12 protein-coding genes are annotated in these 17835 nt (G+C 75.1%); all 12 read left to right on the forward strand.

Translation table 11 applies throughout. The features are described from left to right. Positions 1–3069 precede the first annotated feature (3069 nt). Genes ACSU6L_RS33015 through ACSU6L_RS33070 form a run of 12 tightly spaced genes read left to right on the forward strand, consistent with a single transcriptional unit; the run spans position 3070 to position 17820 of the window. Entirely contained in the window at positions 3070–4266 is a 1197-nt protein-coding gene (locus tag ACSU6L_RS33015; protein WP_437062775.1) for a DUF4255 domain-containing protein, read from the forward strand. Continuing rightward, positions 4263–4568 carry a hypothetical protein gene (locus tag ACSU6L_RS33020; RefSeq protein WP_437062777.1) on the forward strand — a complete coding sequence of 102 codons (306 nt, stop codon included), beginning with the start codon at positions 4263–4265 and terminating at the stop codon, positions 4566–4568. The genes ACSU6L_RS33015 and ACSU6L_RS33020 overlap by 4 nt, the downstream gene beginning before the upstream one ends. After that, on the forward strand, positions 4565–5209 hold the full coding sequence (locus tag ACSU6L_RS33025; RefSeq protein ID WP_437062779.1) for a hypothetical protein: 645 nt from the start codon (positions 4565–4567) through the stop codon (positions 5207–5209). Before ACSU6L_RS33020 ends, ACSU6L_RS33025 begins: the two co-directional genes overlap by 4 nt. Before the next feature lie 15 nt (positions 5210–5224). Further along, positions 5225–5551 (forward strand): LysM peptidoglycan-binding domain-containing protein, encoded by a 327-nt coding sequence (locus ACSU6L_RS33030; RefSeq protein WP_437062781.1) that lies wholly within the window; start codon positions 5225–5227, stop codon positions 5549–5551. Between the two features lie 20 nt (positions 5552–5571). Next, complete coding sequence (locus tag ACSU6L_RS33035; protein ID WP_437062783.1) at positions 5572–6669, forward strand: hypothetical protein; 1098 nt, start codon at positions 5572–5574, stop codon at positions 6667–6669. Continuing rightward, positions 6666–7238 carry a phage baseplate assembly protein V gene (locus ACSU6L_RS33040; RefSeq protein ID WP_437062785.1) on the forward strand — a complete coding sequence of 191 codons (573 nt, stop codon included), beginning with the start codon at positions 6666–6668 and terminating at the stop codon, positions 7236–7238. The genes ACSU6L_RS33035 and ACSU6L_RS33040 overlap by 4 nt, the downstream gene beginning before the upstream one ends. 16 nt (positions 7239–7254) lie before the next feature. Continuing rightward, on the forward strand, positions 7255–7608 hold the full coding sequence (locus ACSU6L_RS33045) for a hypothetical protein (RefSeq protein WP_437062787.1): 354 nt from the start codon (positions 7255–7257) through the stop codon (positions 7606–7608). Between the two features lie 5 nt (positions 7609–7613). After that, a complete protein-coding gene (locus tag ACSU6L_RS33050) occupies positions 7614–7976 on the forward strand; it encodes a GPW/gp25 family protein (RefSeq protein ID WP_437062789.1) in 363 nt (120 codons plus the stop codon). Further along, positions 7973–11029, forward strand: coding sequence for a putative baseplate assembly protein (locus ACSU6L_RS33055; protein ID WP_437062791.1), 3057 nt, complete (start codon positions 7973–7975; stop codon positions 11027–11029). The genes ACSU6L_RS33050 and ACSU6L_RS33055 overlap by 4 nt, the downstream gene beginning before the upstream one ends. After that, complete coding sequence (locus ACSU6L_RS33060) at positions 11026–14286, forward strand: putative baseplate assembly protein (protein WP_437062793.1); 3261 nt, start codon at positions 11026–11028, stop codon at positions 14284–14286. Before ACSU6L_RS33055 ends, ACSU6L_RS33060 begins: the two co-directional genes overlap by 4 nt. Next, positions 14283–16406 (forward strand): hypothetical protein, encoded by a 2124-nt coding sequence (locus ACSU6L_RS33065; protein ID WP_437062795.1) that lies wholly within the window; start codon positions 14283–14285, stop codon positions 16404–16406. Before ACSU6L_RS33060 ends, ACSU6L_RS33065 begins: the two co-directional genes overlap by 4 nt. Positions 16407–16449: 43 nt before the next feature. After that, positions 16450–17820 carry a DUF6519 domain-containing protein gene (locus tag ACSU6L_RS33070; protein ID WP_437062797.1) on the forward strand — a complete coding sequence of 457 codons (1371 nt, stop codon included), beginning with the start codon at positions 16450–16452 and terminating at the stop codon, positions 17818–17820. Positions 17821–17835: the final 15 nt, after the last annotated feature.

The raw sequence follows: 17835 nt of genomic DNA on the forward strand, positions 1-17835 counted from the left end.
GGCGGCGCCGGGTGGGACTCGTCGGCTCGCCGGTGCCGGGGACGCGCCGAGGCATGTCGAGAGTGCGGCGGGAGCCGTGGATTGCGCGTCGGACGCCGTGTGGGGCGGGAGTCAGCGGCCGGTGGTGACGCCGGGGCAGGTTCCGGGAGGGGAACCCCACCGTCGTACGACCGGAGAGGGCGCGGTCGGCCGGGGGGAGATCACGGTGCCTTCGGCGGGTGTGGAAGCGAGTTGGGCGGCCACTCCTGGGCGGGGCCTGCCGGAGTCGGATGCGTTGCCGAGGAGTGCTGGGGGTGGCTTGGAACCACCGTCGAGGCCTGGCCCGGTGCGGGAGACGGGGGACGTGGCGCGTCCGGCGGAAGCGGCTTCCACGGTCGCCGGTTCGGTGCCGACTGCGGCGGACGGGCCATCTGGCTCCTACGACGATTCGTCCTCTGATCCGTTGCCGAACGGTTCGGCCACGGCATCGCACAGCCCCGGCCCGCTGCCGGCCGACGAACACGCCGCTCGGCACCGGACCGGTTCGGTTGAGTCGCCGCCGTCTCGCGGTCCGTCGCCTAGGCCTGGGGCTGGGCGGCAGCTGGGGCTTGATCGTCGTTCCCCTGAGCCCGCAGCTGCGCGAGAGGGGTTCGAGGGTCCGTCGTCAGGTTCTGCGGTGGTGCGGTCGGAGCGCGAGGGTGTGTTGCCGGGGGCCGTCGCTGCGGGGGCGGGGTCTGAGGGCTCGTTGTCGGGGGTTGCGGTGGCAGGGCCGGAAAGCGAGCGCGCGCCGTCGAGGTTTGGGGCTGCTGTGAGGGCGGAGTCCGAGGCACCGCCCGTGGGGTTCGCTGCTGCGGGGTCGGAGCCTGGGAGGCCTTCGCCGGGGGCAGCGGCGGGGGCAAAGGGTGAAGGATTGCCGCCGGGGTCGGTCGGTGTGCGGTCGGTGTCCGCGAGCCTGACGCCGGGGGCCGCGGTGGTGCAGCCCGACCGGGAGGGTTTGGCGCCGGGGGCCGCGGCGGTGGGGTCGGAGCGTCAGGGCACGTCGTCGGGATCTGCGACGGTGGAATCGGAGCGTCAGGGTTCGTCGCCCGGGTCTGCGGCGGTGAAGGCGGAGCGCCAGGGCTTGTCGCCGGGATCTGCGGCTATGGGGCCGGGGCCTGGTGGCCTGCCTGTGGGGTCGGAGTCCAGGAGTCCTTTGTCGGGGGCTGAGGCTATGAAGCCAGAGGGCGATGCGCTGTCGCCGGGGCCCGTCCCAGCGCGGTCGGCGTCCAAGGGCGTGCCGCCGGGATCCGTGGTTGCGGAGCCTGAGCGAGAGGATCTGTCGGCGGGGGCTGCAGCGGCGGGATCGGAGCGCCAGGGTTTCTCGCAGCCATCTGCCTTTGTGCGGCCGGAATCCAAGGGAACTTCTCCGGAGTCCGCAGCTCTGCGGCCCGAGGGCGACGGCCTGTCGCCGGGGTCCGCAGCCGCGTGGCTGAGTGCGCACCGCCGGTCGCCGCAACCCGCAGCTGCGCAGCCCGAGCCGGTGAGCCCTCCGGACAAGCCCTCAGGCGAGCCGACGGCGTCGGCGAAGACGCCTCTGCGGCGGCCAGGAGCGCTGTCGGGGGGTGACGAGCTGCCCTTCAAGCAGGCGCGTGAACTTCCGCCGGGCTCCCGAGAGAACGGTCTGGTGTTCGCTGAGCTGCCGCCGAAGTCTTCGGGCAGGCCGTCGGCGTCGGTGGAGTCGCCGCTCAGGCCGTCAGATGCGTTGTCGGGGGCTGACGAGCTGCCGTTGAAGCAGTCAGGCGAACTCCCGCCGGGCAACTCAGAGAAGGGTGCGGCGTCCGGTGGGCTGCCGCCGAAGCCCTCAGGCGCGCCATTGGCGCCGAGCGAGTCGCCGTTCAGGCCGTCAGGCGCATTGTCGGGGGCTGAAGCGCTGCCCTTCGAGCGAGCGGCTGAGCTGCCGCCGAAGCCTTCAGGCAGGCCGTCGGCGTCGGGGGAGTCGCCGCTCAGGCCGTCAGGCGTGCTGTCGCGGGCTGACGGTCTGCCGCTGATGCCGTCAGGTGAGCTCCCCCCGAGCTTTTCAGACGAGCGGCCTGCGGCTGCCGAGCTGCCGCCGACGCTCTCAGATGCGCCGTCGGCGCCTGCCGAGCTGCGGCGGAAGCCATCCAGTAAGCGGCTGGTGTCCGGCGAGCTGCTGCGGACATCCTCAGAGAAGCGGCTGGCGTCCGGCGAGCTGCCGCAGAAGCCTTCAGAAACGCGGTCGGCGTCAGACAAGTTCTCGCCACAGCCCTCAGAGATGCGGCCGGCGCCCAATGAGCAATCGCCGACGCCCGCAGCGAAGCGGCCGACGTCACACGAGTTCTCGCCAATGCCCGAAACGAAGCGGCCGGCAACTGACGAGCTGCCGCCAAAGCCCTCAGGCATGCCGCCGAAGCGCACCGACCTGCCCCCGCTGACCTCACGTCCACATGTACCGTCCGAGCCCTACGCCACCACCTCCCCGACACCCACGCCGTCCCCGCTTTCAGCACCGCAGTCCCTCGCCCCCACGCCGGACACCCCTGTCGGCCCCCGCCCCCGAACCGAAACCGTCCGACACCCCGCCCCACTCGCGTCGCCGGAGTCCGCTGAACCACCCGCGAACCCCTCTCCCGCGACGCACGCGCCCGCCGACTCCTCCCGCTCCCGAACCTCCTCCGCCACGCCTCCGCGAGACACCTTCACCTCCGCGCCGAACCCCCAAGACACGCCGCCCCGGCACTCGACCCACCCCTCACTCGCTGCCTCTGCCACCCCTGGCGCGACCCGGGATCGGTCACACGAACCCGGACAACCCTCCTCTGCACACGCTTCACCAGCCCTCCTCCCCGCCAGACCCACCGCCCCCTCCCGAAGCCCCCTGTCTCGACCGACCCCCCCTCTCGCCCCCACCCCCACCTCCACCCTCTCCGCCACCCCCGCCCCCGCCCCCACCCACCGAGAAACAGTCGTACGCATCACCATCGACCGCCTGGTCGTCCGCACCACCCCCGCACCGTTGCCCCCCGACGAACCCCCCGCCCCTCCCCGCCGACCGGACCTGAGCCTCGACGACTACCTGGGGAGGCGGCGCCCATGAGTGACGCGTTGGCCGTCGCCGCGGTGACGGAGACGTTGAGGGCGGTGCTGGAGGACGCCGTGCGGCGGGCTGTGCCCGGTGCGGTGGTGACCGCGCGGCATCCGGAGGCTGCCGGTGTCGAGGACGGCGTCGCCGCCGCGCTGAACGTCTTCCTGTACCGGACGTCGATCGACGCCGCCTGGCGCAACACCGACCCGGTCAACACGCACCCCGGTGAGACCCGGCGACCCGCGCTGCCCCTCGTACTGCACTACCTGCTCACCGGCTACGCCGCCCCGGCCGAGGACTCCGCGCTCCCGGAGCGGCTGCTCGGCGCGGCGATGGCGGCGCTGCACGACCGGCCGGTGCTGCGAGCGGCCGAGCTGCGGGCCGCCGCGGGTTTCAGCGATCTGCATCTGCAGCAGGAGCCGGTCAAGGTGACCCCGGCGGAGCCGGCGGCCGAGGAGCTGTACCGCCTGTGGGAGGCGCTGGGCCACGGCTACCGGTTGTCGGCGGCCTATGAGGCGCGGGTCGTGTTCATCGACAGCGCGGTGCCGGGGCGGACGCCGCTGCCGGTCCTGCGGCGCGGCGACTCCGGGCGGGGCCCCGAGGCCGCGCCGGCGACGGCCACCGGCCCGTGGCCGGTGCTGCACGCGGTACGGCCCGCGGTGGCCGTGCCCGGTGCGGAACTGGTGCTCAGCGGTACGGGGCTCGACGCCGGGACGCCGAGTGTGCGGCTGACGCATCCGCTGCTCGGCGGCCCGGTGGTGCTGTCCGCGCGCGCCGACGGGGGCGGCACCGTGACGGCCACCGTGGGCGAGGAGCTGGGCGCGGGGCGCTGGTCGGCGGTCGTGGTGCTCGCCGCGCCCGACGGCAGCGAACGGACCACCGGGCCCCGGCCTCTGCACATCGCGCCGCGCATCACCAGTGCTCTGCCGCTCACGGTCGAGCGGGACCGCGCCGGGGCCGTGCTGCTCTCCGTGGACTGCGTTCCGGCGGTGCATCCCGGGCAGCGGGCCGAACTGCTCGTCGGGGACCTGCCCGTGCCCGCCGAGCCCATGGCCGAGAGGGCCACCCGGAAGCTGCGGTTCCGGCTGGACGGCGCGCGGCCCGGCCGGTATCCGGTGCGGCTGCGCGTCGACGGGGTGGACAGTCCGCTGACCGACGAGCGGGCCGAGCGGTTCGACCCCGAGGCGGCGGTGGTGATCACATGACGGGCACGCGGGTCGAGCTGCGCATCCGGCGGCTGGAGCTGGAGCTGGACGCGCCCGTCGGACTGTCGCCGACGGCGCTGTGCGCGGCCGTCGAGGCCGAGCTGGCCGTACTGCTCGGCCTCGACGGCACGCCGGCGGGCGCCCGGACAGCCGCTCCAGCCCCCGTGCGAACCTCGGCACCACCCGCCGTACGAACCGTCCCAGCCAATCCCCACGCCGCCGTCCTCGCCCGGCACATCGCCCGTGCCGTGTACGACGCCGCGTTGCGGGCCCGAGACACGGAAGGTGACGGAGCGTCATGAGCACTCCGGCAGCCCCCCGACGCGGCGGCTTCGTCTTCCTCGACCCCGAGCAGGGGCGCGTTCTGCGCGTCGTGCCCTTTCAGTACAACCCCGACACCATCATCCGCGCCGTACGGCCGCGCGGCATCGGAGCCGACGCCGGGGACCGGCTGGAGGCACTGCGGTTGCAGGGGCCGCCGCGGGAGACGTTCCGTATCGACGCGGAGTTCGACGCGACCGACCAGGTCGGCACGGCCCCGGCGGGCGCGCCGCCGGTCGGCAGCGGGCTGTTCGGGATGCTGTCCGCGCTGGAGTCCGCCGTCTGCCCGACCGGCGCGCAGCTGACCCAGCAGAACGACCTCGCCGCCCGCGGCATGCTCGAAGTCGCCCCGGTGCAGGGGCCGTTGCCGGTGCTGGTGCTCGGCCCGCACCGGGTGCTGCCGGTGCGGATGCTGGACATCGACGTGACGGAGGAGACGTACGACGGGGAACTCAACCCCATCCGGGCGCGGGTGACGCTCACCGTCCGGATCCTCACCGTCGACGACGTCGGCCACCGGCACAAGGCGGGCGGGCTGTATCTGCAGTACCAGCAGAGCAGGGAACGTTTCGCCGCGCTCGTCGGCTACGGCCCCGGCGCGGTCGGCTACACGGGCCGCTGAGCGAGGAGATCGGACATGTTCGAGCCCACCAGCAGATACCGCGGGATCCCGACGGCCGTCCACACCCTCCCGGACGGCCGGACCGTCGCCCACCTGCGCCGCCGGCTGCTGCCGCAGCCCGAGGAACTGGCGGTGGTCGGCGAGCACGTCGTCGTCGCGGGGGACCGGCTCGACCGGATCGCGGCCCGCTGGTACGGCGATCCGGAGCAGTCCTGGCGGATCGCGGACGCCAACCGGGCGGTACGGCCGGACGATCTGACCGCCGTGCCCGGCCGCCGGCTGCGGATCACCCTGCCCGCCGAGGCGTCGGCGGCGCCCGTCACGGGCGGGCCGGCCCGGTGACCACGCACAGCCTGCACCTGATGCTACTCGTCGGGGACACCGTGCCGAGCCCGGCCCCCGCCGCGCTGATCGACGCCCTGCACGGCGCCCGGGTCACCGCCGCGAGCGGCACCACGAGCGGCTTCCAGCTGACCTTCGCGAGCAGCCCCGGCTCACCGCTGCACCGCGCGGTCCTGCCCGGCGGAACGCTGCACCCGAAGAAGCGGGTCGTCCTGGCCGTCGTGCTCGCGGGCCGCTGCCATGTGCTCGTCGACGGTGTGATCACCCGGCAGGAGCTGCACGCCGGCCGGACGCCCGGCTCGTCGTATCTCGTCGTGACCGGCGAGGATCTGACCCTGCTCATGGATCTCCGGCACGTCCGCCGCGCCTTCCCGGGCCTGCCGTCGCAGCTGCGGGCGACGACCGTGTGCGCCGGGTACGCGCAGTACGGCATCACGCCCCGGTGCGTCGCCCCGGTCCTCACCCACCAGCCCAACCCGCTGGTGGAGATCCCGGTGCAGTCGGCGACCGACCTCGTCTATCTGCGCTCCATGGCCGCCGACGTGGGACACGTCTTCCACCTCGAACCGGGCCCCGCGCCCGGCGTCAGCACCGCCTACTGGGGGCCGCAGAAGCGGGACGGAGCCCTCCAACCGGCCCTCACCACGGGCTGCGGAGCGGCGGACAACGTGGAGGAGCTGACGTTCGCCCTCGACGGGCTCGCCGCGTCCGGGCACGGCACTCACCGCCTCGAAGGGTCGTCGGCTTCCTCCTCCGAGGTCACCGCCCCGGAGACCCGGATGCTGCGCGGCAGCCTCGCCGCCGGCCCCGCCCCCGCCCTGCGCGTCGAGGCGCTGCGCGGCCAGACCGGACGGTCCCTGCCGCAGACCCTGCTGGCCGGGCTCGGCCGGTCCGTCGCCGCCGACCCCGTCACCGGCCGGGGCACGGTCGACGTCCTGCGCTACGGCCATGTCCTCAGCCCGCACGCCCTGGTCGGGGTGCGCGGGGCGGGGCAGGCCTACGACGGGCGGTACCTCGTGGCCGCGGTGACCCACGATCTCACCCGCGACACCTACCGACAGCACTTCACGCTGGTCCGCGACGGGCTCGGCGCCGACATCCAGGTGGTGACCGTATGACCGCATCCGAGATGAACACGACCGGCGCACAAGGGAGCGCGACCCCGGCGCGGGCCGGGCAGTGGGACGGCATGTACCAGGGCGTCGTCGTCTCCGCCGTCGACCCGACCGGCGTCGGCCGGCTCCTGGTGCGCGTCCCCGAGGTCCTGGGCGACGGCAACCCGGTGTGGGCCGCGCCCCTCACCCCCCTGGCCGGACCGGACTGCGGGATGTACGTGGTGCCGCCCCCCGGCTCCGGGGTGTGGGTGTGGTTCCTGGACAAGGACCCCAACCGGCCGGTGTGGCTCGGGTTCCGGCGCGGCGGATCCGGAGACGTACCGCCCGCCGCGAAGTCCACCCCGCCCGGCATCCCGCAGATCGTGCTGGCGACCCCCACCGGGAACGCCCTCGTCATCAGCGACCTGCCGGGACCCGCGGGCGGCATCAAGCTGCAACTGCACGGCGACACCGGGCCCTACCTCAAGATCAACGAGACGTCGATCGAGCTGTCCTGCGGCCCCGGGCTCGCCACCATCCAACTCGTCGGACCCCAGGTCACCGTCAACAGCGGTGCCCTGACGGTGCTGTGAGGGCTGTGAGGACGCCATGCCAGGACTGCTGATGCACTTCGGCGCCATGATGATGTGCGCCCATCCACCCGGCCTCGTCACCATCCCGGCCCCCGTGCAGCAACGTGTGCTCGTCGGGCCGCAACCGGTCGCCACCAGCGCCGACGTGTTCCTGGTGGCCGGCTGTACGTTCCCGGCCATGACCGCGGGCGCGCCGCCCTGCACCAGCGTCACCTGGCTGCACACCTCCACCCGGGTGTTCGTCAACGGCCTGCCCGTGCTGCTGCAGCCCAGCCCGCCGGTCAGCCCCGCCCCCGCCATGGGGATCGGCACACCGCCGCCCAACCCCCCGATGGTGCTGGCCATGCAGCTGCGGGTGCGGGGGATGTGACCGGGATGCGGATCGACTTCCCCTACCGCGTCGACGCCCGTGGCCGCACGGCCACCGTCGACCACCCCGGCCACGTCCGTGACATGGTCGAGCAGGTCCTCTTCACCAGCCCCGGGGAGCGGGTCAACCGGCCCGACTTCGGCTGCAACCTCCTCGACATGGTCTTCGCCGGCAACAGCCCCGAACTCGCCGCCACCCTGGAGATGACCGCCCAGGCGGCCCTGCAGCGCTGGCTCGGCGACCTGCTGGAGGTGGAGTCCCTGACGGTGACCTCGGAGGAGGCCACCCTCCGGGTCCGGGTCGCGTACGTCCTCAAGGCGACCGGGGAGAGCCGTGTCGTCACGGTGAGCGGGGGAGTGGCCGCATGACCGAGTTCCACGACCTGGACCTGCGCCGGCCCGCCGACCCCGTCGGCCTCGACGAGGTGACGGCGCACCCGGACCGGCGCACCCTCACCGTCACCTTCTCCGGACCGCCCCCACGGCTCCTCCGCCGGGACGACTTCCTGATCGAGGGCGGCCGCCGCGTGGTCGGACTGCGCGTCGTGCGCGTCACAGAGGAGCGCGAAGAACGCGACGAACGCGAGGCACGGGAGGAGCGGTGGGACCGCGAGGAGCGGGAGGAGCGGGAGGAGCGGGAGGAGCGGGAGGAGCGGGAGGAGCGGGAGGAGCGGGAGGAGCGGGAGGAGCGGGAGGAGCGGGAGGAGCGACGAGACCGCGGGGATCGCGAGGACCGGCGAGACCGCGAGGATCGCGAGGAGCGCTACGAGCACGGAAAGGCCCGGGGCGACCGGACCGCGAGACGGCTCAGGCTCACCCTCGACCGGCCGGGCGACGAGTCCACCTACCGGCTGCGGGTGCGCGGCCCCGGCTTCCACGGCGGCCGCGACCGCGCCGAGTTCACGTTCCGGCCGACCGCCCGCCCGGAGGAGCAACCCGCGGCGGAGCCCGCCGGCACGCCGCTCCCGCGGCCCGCGCCGGCCATCGACTACCTGGCCAAGGACTACGCGAGCTTCCGGCGGCTGCTGCTGGAGCGGATGTCGCTCACCATGCCGCAGTGGACCGAACGCCACGTGCCCGACCTCTGGATCACCCTGGTGGAGATCCTGGCCCACGTCGGGGACCGGCTCAGCTACCAGCAGGACGCCGTTGCCACCGAGGCCTACCTGGACACCGCCCGGCTGCGCACCTCGGTGCGGCGGCACGCCCGGCTCGTCGGCTACCCGATGCACGACGGCTGCGCCGCCCGCACCGTCGTCTGCCTGGAGACGGCCTCGGCCGTGAACGACCTGCACACCGAGGAGCTGGCGTTCACCGCGCTCCCCGAGGACGAACTCACGGGGGCGAGCGGCCCGGTGATGACCCCCGAAGCCCTCATCGCCGGCCCGCACCCCGTCTACCAGCCACTCGGCCACTACAAGCTGCGGCTGCGGCCCCAGCACAACCGCGTCCCGCTGTGGGCCTGGGGGCAGGACGCCTTCCCGCTGCCCGTCGGCACCACCCGGGCCGCCCTGTACGACCCGGACCGGAAACTGGAGTTCGTGCCGGGCGACCTCGTCGTCATCGAGGAGACCGAGGGGTCCGACGGCGGTCCGCCCGACCCGGCGCACCGGCAGGCGGTCCGGCTCACCCGGGTCGACAGGGACGTCGACGCGTACACCGGCACACACGTCCTGAAGATCGCCTGGGCGGAGGAGGACGCCCTCACCTTCCCGCTCACCCTGCGCAACCCGCCGAACGGCGACGGCAGACCGGGAAGGACCGCCGTGGCGTGCGGCAACGCCGTCCTCGTCGAGCACGGCCTGGAGAACACCTGGCTGCCCTCGGCCACCGCCGAGATCGTCTCGGTCCCGGACCCGGACCCGGACCCGGACCCGGATACGGTCCCGGGCCCGGACCCGGAGCCGGACGGCGGCCGGCGTCGCCCCTTCACGGCCACGCTGAGCGGCAGCCCCGTCACCTGGTCGCCGCCGTACCCCCGCCCCGCCGACGTGGCCGCCGCCCAGGCCCGCCGGCTCCTCGACCTCGCCGCCGAGGCACGCGACCGGCTGCGCGCCGTCGACGCGACGGCGCCGACCGACGAGGACCGGGACTTCCTCCGCGCCCTGTTCGGCCGTTCCCTCGCCGGCGGGCCCGACTCCGAACGCCTCCTGCCGCGCCTGCGGTCGCGCTTCGACGAGCTGCTGCGGCCCAGGCTGCGCCAGGTCGAACGACTCGTCCGCCGGGCCCGCTCCGGGTACGTCCTCGACCCCGCGGACGTGGGCGAGGGGTTCGACCGGACCTGGCGGGGCCTCGCCGCGGCGTCCCTGGATCCCGCCAACCCGGCCCTGCACGGCCCGGCGGCCACCGCGCTGCGCCCCGACCCCCGCGAGGCTCTGCCCACCCTGCGCCTCATCGAGGAGGAGAGCGGACTCGGGGAGCAGAACAGACGCGGGGAAGGGAGGAGCGGGCATCAGGGGAGCGGACGCACCGCCAAACCCGAGTGGCGTCCCCGCCGCGACCTCCTCTCCAGCGGCCCCCGCGACCGTCACGTGACGGCCGAGACCGACGACGACGGCGTACTGCGGCTGCGCTTCGGCGACGGGCGGTGCGGGCGCGCCCCGCAGCCGGGCCGCAGTCTCAGCGCCGTCTACCGGGTCGGCAACGGCCGCTCCGGCAACGCCGGCCGGGAGGTCGTCAACCGGATCGCCGCCCGCCGCACAAACCTGTGGGGCGTCGTCACCGGCGTCCGCAACCCCCTGCCCGCGAGCGGCGGAACCGACCCGGAGCCGGTCGCCGAGGTCCGCCTCGCCGCTCCCCGCGCCCCGTTCCGGACCCTGCTGCGGGCCGTCACCGCCGAGGACTACGCCACCCTCGCCGCCCAGCGGCCCGGCGTCCAGCGCGCCGCCGCCTCGCTGCGCTGGACCGGCAGCTGGTACGAGGCCGACGTCGCCCTCGACCCGGACGGCGCCACCGCCCCGTCGCCCCGGCTGCTGGAGGACGTACGCGACGACCTGTGCCGCTACCGGCGCATCGGCCACGACGTGGTCACCCGGCCCGCCCTCCTGGTGCCCCTCGACATTGCGCTGGACGTCCTCGTCGACCCGCACCACCTCACCGGCCACATCCGCGCGGCCCTGCTGCGGCGGCTGCTGCCGGGACGCGGCTCCGGCGGCCGGCCGGGGTTCTTCGACCCCTCCGCGCTCACCTTCGGCACACCGGTGCGGACCAGCGTCCTGGTCGCCCTGTGCATGGACGTCCCCGGCGTGCGGCACGCCGAGGTCGTCCGCCTGCGCAGGGTCCACGACGACGCGCTCCGCGTCCCGGACGTGCCGCCCTCCGGGGAGCTGCGGATGCGGCCCCTGGAGATTCCCCGGCTCGACGGTGACGTCACCCGGCCCGAGAACGGCCGGCTCACCCTGCGCCTGAGAGGAGGACGATGACCTCCCCGACCGACGGTCCGGCTCCGGCGCGCAACCGGCCCGGGCTGCCCGCCCTGTCGTACCGCGTCGGCACCCACCGGCAGTTCCTCGACGCGATGCTCGCCCGGCTGCCCCTGGTGGACGGCGACCCCACGGGAGCGCCGCCCGGGGCGGACGGCGACCCCGCCGAAACGGGGCTGCCCGCGGCGGGCCACGTCCCCGCGGCGACCCGTGAGGGCCCCCTGGCCGCGCTGACCACACGCGAACCGGACGACCCCACGATCGCGCTGCTCGACGCCTGGGCCGTCGTCGCCGACGTGCTGACCTTCTACCAGGAGCGGATCGCCAACGAGGGGTTCCTGCGCACGGCCACCGAGCACGACTCCCTGGTCCGGCTCGGCCGGCTCGTCGGCCACCGGCCCCGCCCCGCCCTCGCCGCCGCCACCCACCTCGCGTACACCCTCGACCCCGGCGCCTCCTGTGTGCTGCCGGCCGGTTCCCAGGTGAGGAGCGAGCCCGAACCGGGCGGCCTGCCCCTGACCTTCGAGACGGCCAAGGACCTCACCGCGAGGGCGGAGTGGAACCGGCTCCCCGTCCGCACCACCCGCCCGGCCGCGCTCGCCCCGCACGCGGCGGTCCGCACCGCGGCCGTCGACGTCGAAGGCGTCCAGCATCCCGTACGCCCCGGCGACCGCCTGCTGTTCACCTATCCCGACCGCCGGCTGAACCAGACCCGCCTGGTGGCGGACGTCGAGCGGGACCCCGCGCTCGGACGGACCACCGTACGGCTGCGGGTACCGGACCCGTCCCGGCAGCTGAACGTGGCGGTCGACGCCCTGCGCGAGGACATGGAGGACGCGGCCGGCCGGGCCCGCTCCCAGGGCCCCTTCGAGGAACTGCTCGACCTGCTGCGGGACGTCCGCGAGCGCGCCGGGGAACTGCACGACCCGGAAACCTTCGCCGACCGCCTCGACCGCAGGCTGCGCCGGCTGCGCGAGCGGCTGTCCGCCGTCGCCGACGACCTGGACGCCGACGCCCTCGCCGAGCGGGCCGCCGTACGCCTCGCCACCGTCCGCGACGCCGTCCGCCGCCTGACCCGGCAACCCGAGGCGCCGACCGCCGGAACCGAGCGGGAAGCGCTGCTGCGGGACCTGGAGACACCGGACCGCCCGGTCCTGCACACCGTCGGCCCGCTGCTGGAGGCCCTTCGCCGCGGCGGACCCCCGCCCGGCGGCCCGCCCGCCGTCCGCGACGTCCTCGGCCCCGGCTCCGACGCGCTGCCCCGCCTCCTCGCGGGCAACCGGCCGGGCCTCACCGCCGCCCTGTACGAGGCGCTGGCCGCCGTCACCCCGGCGGCCGGGCCGGCGCCGGGCGTCTGGCACTTCCGGCTCGCCACGACCCCGCTCGGCGCCGCCGTCCCGGACGACGCCCGGGTGAAACGGCTGCTGCGCGCCGCCGTACCCGCCCCGGCCGAGGGCGACGCCGCGCTCGACACCCGCGTCCTGCTGCTCGACGCCGTGTACGAGGAGATCCAGCCCGGCAGCTGGATCGCGGTACGCGTGGCGGGCCGCTCCCGCACCCGCGTCCTTCGCGTCACCGAGGCCGACCGGATCGCCGTCGCCAACGAACAGGACGCCGTCCGGGTGACCCGGCTGCGCCTGGACGCACCGTGGACCGAGGACGCCGAGGACGTCGCCGCCCGCCGCGCCACCACCGTGTGGGCCGCGCCCGCACCCCTCGTCCTCGCGCCCTCACCCGACCTCACCGACGTCGAGGGCGACGCCGTCGACCTCGACGGCACCTTCGAGGGACTGGCCCCCGGACGGCTGGTCGTCGTCGCCGGGGAACGCACCGACATCGTGCCCGAGGACGGTGCGGCCCCGGGCGCCCGTCCGGGCGTCCCCGGCGCCGAACTCGCCGTGCTCGCCGGGGTGCGGCACGCCTTCGACGGGACGTCCGCCGACGCCCGGGTGCGCACCACGCTGCTGCTCACCGCCCCGCTCGCGCACCGCTACCGGCGCGACACCGCCGTCGTGCACGGCAACGTCGTCCAGGCGACCGCCGGGGAGACCGTCACCGAGGTGCTCGGCAGCGGTGACGCCGGCCTGGCCGGACAGTCGCTGCCGCTCAGGCAGGGGCCGCTCGTCTGGCTGCCGTCCGCGACCGCCGACGGCGGCGACGAGGCGCTGACCGTCCGCGTCGACGACGTGGCGTGGCGGCGCACCGCCGACCTGGGCGAGGCGGGCCCGGCCGACCCCGTGTACCGGCTCGCCGCCGCCGTCGACGGCCAGGCCGTGGTGGAGTTCGGCGACGGCCGGCACGGCGCGCGCCTGCCCACCGGCAGCGAGAACGTCACCGCCCGCTACCGCATCGGCGGCGGCCGCGCCGGGAACGTCCCGGCGGGACGGATCAGCCAGGTGATCACCCAACCGCTCGGCGTCCGCGGCGTCACCAACCCGCTGCCCGCCACCGGCGGCGCCGACGCCGACGGCCCGGCCGAACTGCGGCAGGCCATCCCGCTGAGGCTCGCCGCCTTCGACCGGCTGGTCTCGGTCCGCGACTACCAGTCCTTCGCACGCGCCTTCGCCGGCGTCGGCAAGGCCGTGGCCCGCCGAGTCACCGACGACCACCGCTCACTCGTCCACATCACCGTCGCCGCCGCCGACGACGCCCCCCTGGACCCCGCCGCACCCCTGCTGACCGCGCTGCGCACCGCGCTGCGCCGGTACGGCGACCCCGGCCTGCCGGTCCGGGTCGAGCCCTGCGAACGGGTTCGGCTCGTCCTGGTGCTCGGCGTCCGCACGCTGCCCGGCCACAACCCGGAGAGGGTCGAGCGGCGGGTGCGCGAGGCGCTGGCCGCCCGGCTGGGCTTCGACGCGGCCCGCCTGGCCCAGCCCGTGTACCTCAGCGCCGTGGTCGCCGCCGCCCACTCGGTGCCGGGCGTGGACTTCGTCGACGTCGACGCGTTCGGCGGAGTACCGGAGGGCACCACCGCCGCCGAGGTGGCCCGGTTCGCCACCCACCCGTCCGCCGTCTCCGTCGTGCCCGGCCTGCCGGCCGGCCCCCGCGCCGGACGCGAGACGTCGACCCCGCAGGGCACGTCCGCCGTCGTCGACTCCGCGTACGCCCCCACGGTCGTCCTCGACCGGCCCGGCGGGCCGCGGCCGGCCCGCCCGCGCACCACCGGCCCGGCCGCGCGCACCCTGCTGCGCCCCGCCCAACTCGTCCTGCTGGACCCCGCCGTGCCCGGGACCCTGATCCTGCGGAGGATCCCATGACCCCCGACGAGCTGTACGCGCTGCTGCCCGCGGTGCACCGCCGCCACGACGAGGAACGCGGCCGCCCCCTCCACGCGCTGCTCACCGTCGTCGCCGAACAGGCCCGCGTCCTCCAGGAGGACATCGAACGCCTCTACGACAACTGGTTCATCGAGACCTGCGAGGACTGGGTGGCGCCCTACATCGGCGACCTCGTCGGCTACGAGGTCCTGCCGGGCATCGCCGCCGCCCTCTCCGACGACACCGCCCGCGCCACCGGCCTGCCGGCCGCCGCCGTACCCCGGCGGGACGTCGCCGACACCGTCGCCAACCGCCGTCGCAAGGGCACCCTCGCCCTCCTGGAGGACCTGGCGTCCGGCGTGGCCGGCTGGCCCGCCCGGGTCGTCGAGTACCGCCACGCGCTCGCCGTCACCCAGCCGGTGCGCCGGTACACCTCCGACGACCGCGACGCCCGCCGCCGAGCGGCCCACGGCGCCCTCGCCGACGTACGGCGGGCCGCCGCCCTGGACTCCGTAGGCGGCCCGTTCGACCCGCTGGCCCGCACCGTGGAGGTACCCCGCCCCGGCTCCGTCCGCCGCCCCGGCCGGTACGGCCTCCAGTCGGTGGGCCTGCACGTGTGGCGGCTGCGCACCTACTCCGTGACACGCGCCCCCGCGTACTGCCTGGACCGGGACGACGCCTGCTACACCTTCAACGTGCTCGCCCTCGACACGCCCCTGTACACGTCCCCGGTGCCCGAGCCGTCCAGCGGCCATGTCGCCGACGAGACGAACGTCCCGGAGCCGATCGGCCGGCGCGCCCTGGCCGAACGTCTGTACGACTTCTACGGTCCCGGCAAGAGCCTGTGCGTGTGGACCGGCGACGACCTGGTGGTGCCCGACCGGATCGTCGCCGCCGACCTCTCCGACTGGCGGTACCGGCCCCGGCCCGGCCGCATCGCCGTCGACCCCGTCCTAGGCCGCCTGGCCCTGCCCACCGGCGCCGCCCCCGCCCGAGGAGTCCGGGTCACCTACCACCACGCCTTCTCCGGCGACCTCGGCGGCGGCGAATACCCCCGCCCGGACACGGAGACCAGCGGCAAGACGGCGACCTACCGGGTCGGCCCCGGCCCGGACGACCACCACAGCATCGCCGACGCCCTCGAACGCTGGCGCGTCGAGAAACAGGGCGACCGCGGCTACACCGAGGCGATCGTCGAGATCACCGCCAACGACGTCCAAGAGGACCTGACCCGGATCCGGCTCGACCCCGGCGACCACCTCACCCTGCGCGCCGCCGACGGCGTCCGCCCCGTCGTCCGCCTCACCCGGCGGCACGCCGCCGAACCCCGGTCACTGCGGATCACCGGCAGCGAGCACGGGCACCCCGGCACACCCGGCGCCCGGATCGTCCTCGACGGCCTCCTGATCACCGGCGGCCGCGTACGGGTCACCGGCCGCGTCAGCCGTCTCACCGTCCGGCACTGCACCTTCGTACCGGGCTGGGCCGTCACCTCCGACGGCACCCCCCTCGCACCCGACGCGCCGGCCCTGGAGATCGACGACGGCCCGGACCGGGTCGACGTGCGGCACAGCGTCCTCGGCGCCATCACCGTGACCGGGCGCGACACACCCTGCCGGATCACCCTCCACGACACCGTCCTCGACGCCACCCACCGCGAGGCGACGGCGCTCTCCGCCCCGCACGGCGGCCCCGCCGACGTCCTCCTCACCGCCCGCCGCACCACCGTCATCGGAGCGGTCCGCGCCCGCGCCGTCGACGTGCTGGAGAACTCCCTCCTCGACGGCGACGTCCGGATCACCCGCGACGACCAGGGCTCCGTCCGCTACTGCTGGGTGCCCGACGGCTCACGGACACCGCCCCGCTTCCGCTGCGAACCCGAGCACTCGGGCGACCCGGACCGCGTCCGGCTGCGCTTCGCCGGCACCCGGTACGGCCTGCCCGACTACGTCCGGCTCGCCGACGGCTGCGCCGAGGAGATCCGCCGCGGCGCCGACGACGGAGGCGAACCCGGCGCCTTGCACCACCTGTTCCAGCCCCAGCGCGAGGACAACCTGCGCACCCGGCTCGCCGAGTACACCCCCGCCGGCTGCGACACCGGAATCTTCTTCGTCACCTGACAGCCGCCGCCCGGCCCACCCCCACAGGCAGGAAACACCCCCCATGCACGGCGACTTCTCCCGCGTCACCTTCGACCCCGCCCAGCGCTTCTCGGCCGTGCTCTCCCAGCAGGGCCGCGTCCAGCTCGACGCCGAGTTCAACGAACAGACGGCGATCCTCCTGCACTACGTCCGCACCCTCGCGGCCGACGTCCTCGGCCCCGCCGCCTACCCGCCCGACGACGACCGGGACGGCATCGGCGGATTCGGCGTCGAAGGGTGCGACGGAGAAACCTTCACCGTCGCACCGGGCCGGATGTACGTGGACGGCATCCTCTGCGAGTGCGACGGCACCGACTACTGGGAGCAGCCCGACGGCCACCTCGACCCCAGCCAGGACGACGACCGGCTCCCCTCCGGGCCCTTCCTGATCTACCTGCGGGTGTGGGAACGCCTCGTCACCGCTCTGGAGGCGCCCTGGATCCGCGAGGTCGCCCTCGGCACCGACGGGCCCGACACCACCGCCCGCACCCGCGTCGTCTGGCAGCTGTGCCTGCTCCCCATGGAAGGCGGCTCGGTCCCCGACGCGCACGACGCCGCACGCTACGTACGCAAACGCATCCGCCGGCGCTTCGAGCCGCGCGGCGCGCTGGCCGCCCGCACCCGGCGCCCCGAGGAGACCATCACCCTCGCCCCCGGCGCCCTGCCCGCGTCCTCCGGCTACCGCGCCCCCGAGAACCAGCTGTACCGGGTGGAGATCCACCGCGGCGGCACCGAGGGCACGGCGACCTTCAAATGGTCACGGGAGAACGGCTCCGTCGTCCTGCCCATCCGCGACATCCAGGGCCCCACGGTCCTGCTCGACTCCCTCGGACGGGACGACAAGCTCGGCGTGGACACCGGCGACGTCGTGGAGATCGTCGACGACGCCACCGTGAGCCGTGGCGCCGCCGACTACCCCGACGAGGGCTGCTGCCGCCTCTACACCGTCCAGGAGATCGACTACGGCGGCCACGAGGTCCGCCTCGACGCCGAACCCGGACACGACCCCTACCTGCGGACCGCCGGCCAGTCCGCCCGCCACCACCCGCTGCTGCGCCGCTGGGACCACGGCACCAACGCCTGGGGCGACGAGCAGGGCGAGGGCCTTCCCGTCCGGGAGGCGGAATGGCTGCCCCTGGAGGACGGCGTGGAGATCTGGTTCGAGCCCGGCGAGGACCGCTCCCGCGTCTACCGGCACGGCGACCACTGGATCATCCCCGCCAGAGTCCTCACCGGCGACGTCGAATGGCCCCGCGGCCGCGGGGGCCGCCCGCTCCCACGCCGCCCCCACGGAGTCCACTACCACTACGCGCCACTGGCCTACGTCGAGCCGCGCGGCGACGGCGACTTCCGACTGGTGGACCTCCGCGTGCCCATCCACGGCCGCCGGTGACCGACGACACCCCCG

Origin of the sequence: Streptomyces sp. enrichment culture, from assembly GCF_964272855.1 — a bacterium.
Taxonomy (GTDB): Bacteria; Actinomycetota; Actinomycetes; order Streptomycetales; family Streptomycetaceae; genus Streptomyces.

What these genes read in the sequence shown, in the direction of transcription:
- ACSU6L_RS33030 (WP_437062781.1), top strand. Translation starts at nt 5,225, where the DNA reads ATGTTCGAGCCCACCAGCAGATACCGCGGGATCCCGACGGCCGTCCAC.
- ACSU6L_RS33065 (WP_437062795.1), top strand. Translation starts at nt 14,283, where the DNA reads ATGACCCCCGACGAGCTGTACGCGCTGCTGCCCGCGGTGCACCGCCGC.
- ACSU6L_RS33060 (WP_437062793.1), top strand. Translation starts at nt 11,026, where the DNA reads ATGACCTCCCCGACCGACGGTCCGGCTCCGGCGCGCAACCGGCCCGGG.
- ACSU6L_RS33050 (WP_437062789.1), top strand. Translation starts at nt 7,614, where the DNA reads ATGCGGATCGACTTCCCCTACCGCGTCGACGCCCGTGGCCGCACGGCC.
- ACSU6L_RS33055 (WP_437062791.1), top strand. Translation starts at nt 7,973, where the DNA reads ATGACCGAGTTCCACGACCTGGACCTGCGCCGGCCCGCCGACCCCGTC.
- ACSU6L_RS33025 (WP_437062779.1), top strand. Translation starts at nt 4,565, where the DNA reads ATGAGCACTCCGGCAGCCCCCCGACGCGGCGGCTTCGTCTTCCTCGAC.
- ACSU6L_RS33045 (WP_437062787.1), top strand. Translation starts at nt 7,255, where the DNA reads ATGCCAGGACTGCTGATGCACTTCGGCGCCATGATGATGTGCGCCCAT.
- ACSU6L_RS33070 (WP_437062797.1), top strand. Translation starts at nt 16,450, where the DNA reads ATGCACGGCGACTTCTCCCGCGTCACCTTCGACCCCGCCCAGCGCTTC.
- ACSU6L_RS33020 (WP_437062777.1), top strand. Translation starts at nt 4,263, where the DNA reads ATGACGGGCACGCGGGTCGAGCTGCGCATCCGGCGGCTGGAGCTGGAG.
- ACSU6L_RS33035 (WP_437062783.1), top strand. Translation starts at nt 5,572, where the DNA reads ATGCTACTCGTCGGGGACACCGTGCCGAGCCCGGCCCCCGCCGCGCTG.
- ACSU6L_RS33015 (WP_437062775.1), top strand. Translation starts at nt 3,070, where the DNA reads ATGAGTGACGCGTTGGCCGTCGCCGCGGTGACGGAGACGTTGAGGGCG.
- ACSU6L_RS33040 (WP_437062785.1), top strand. Translation starts at nt 6,666, where the DNA reads ATGACCGCATCCGAGATGAACACGACCGGCGCACAAGGGAGCGCGACC.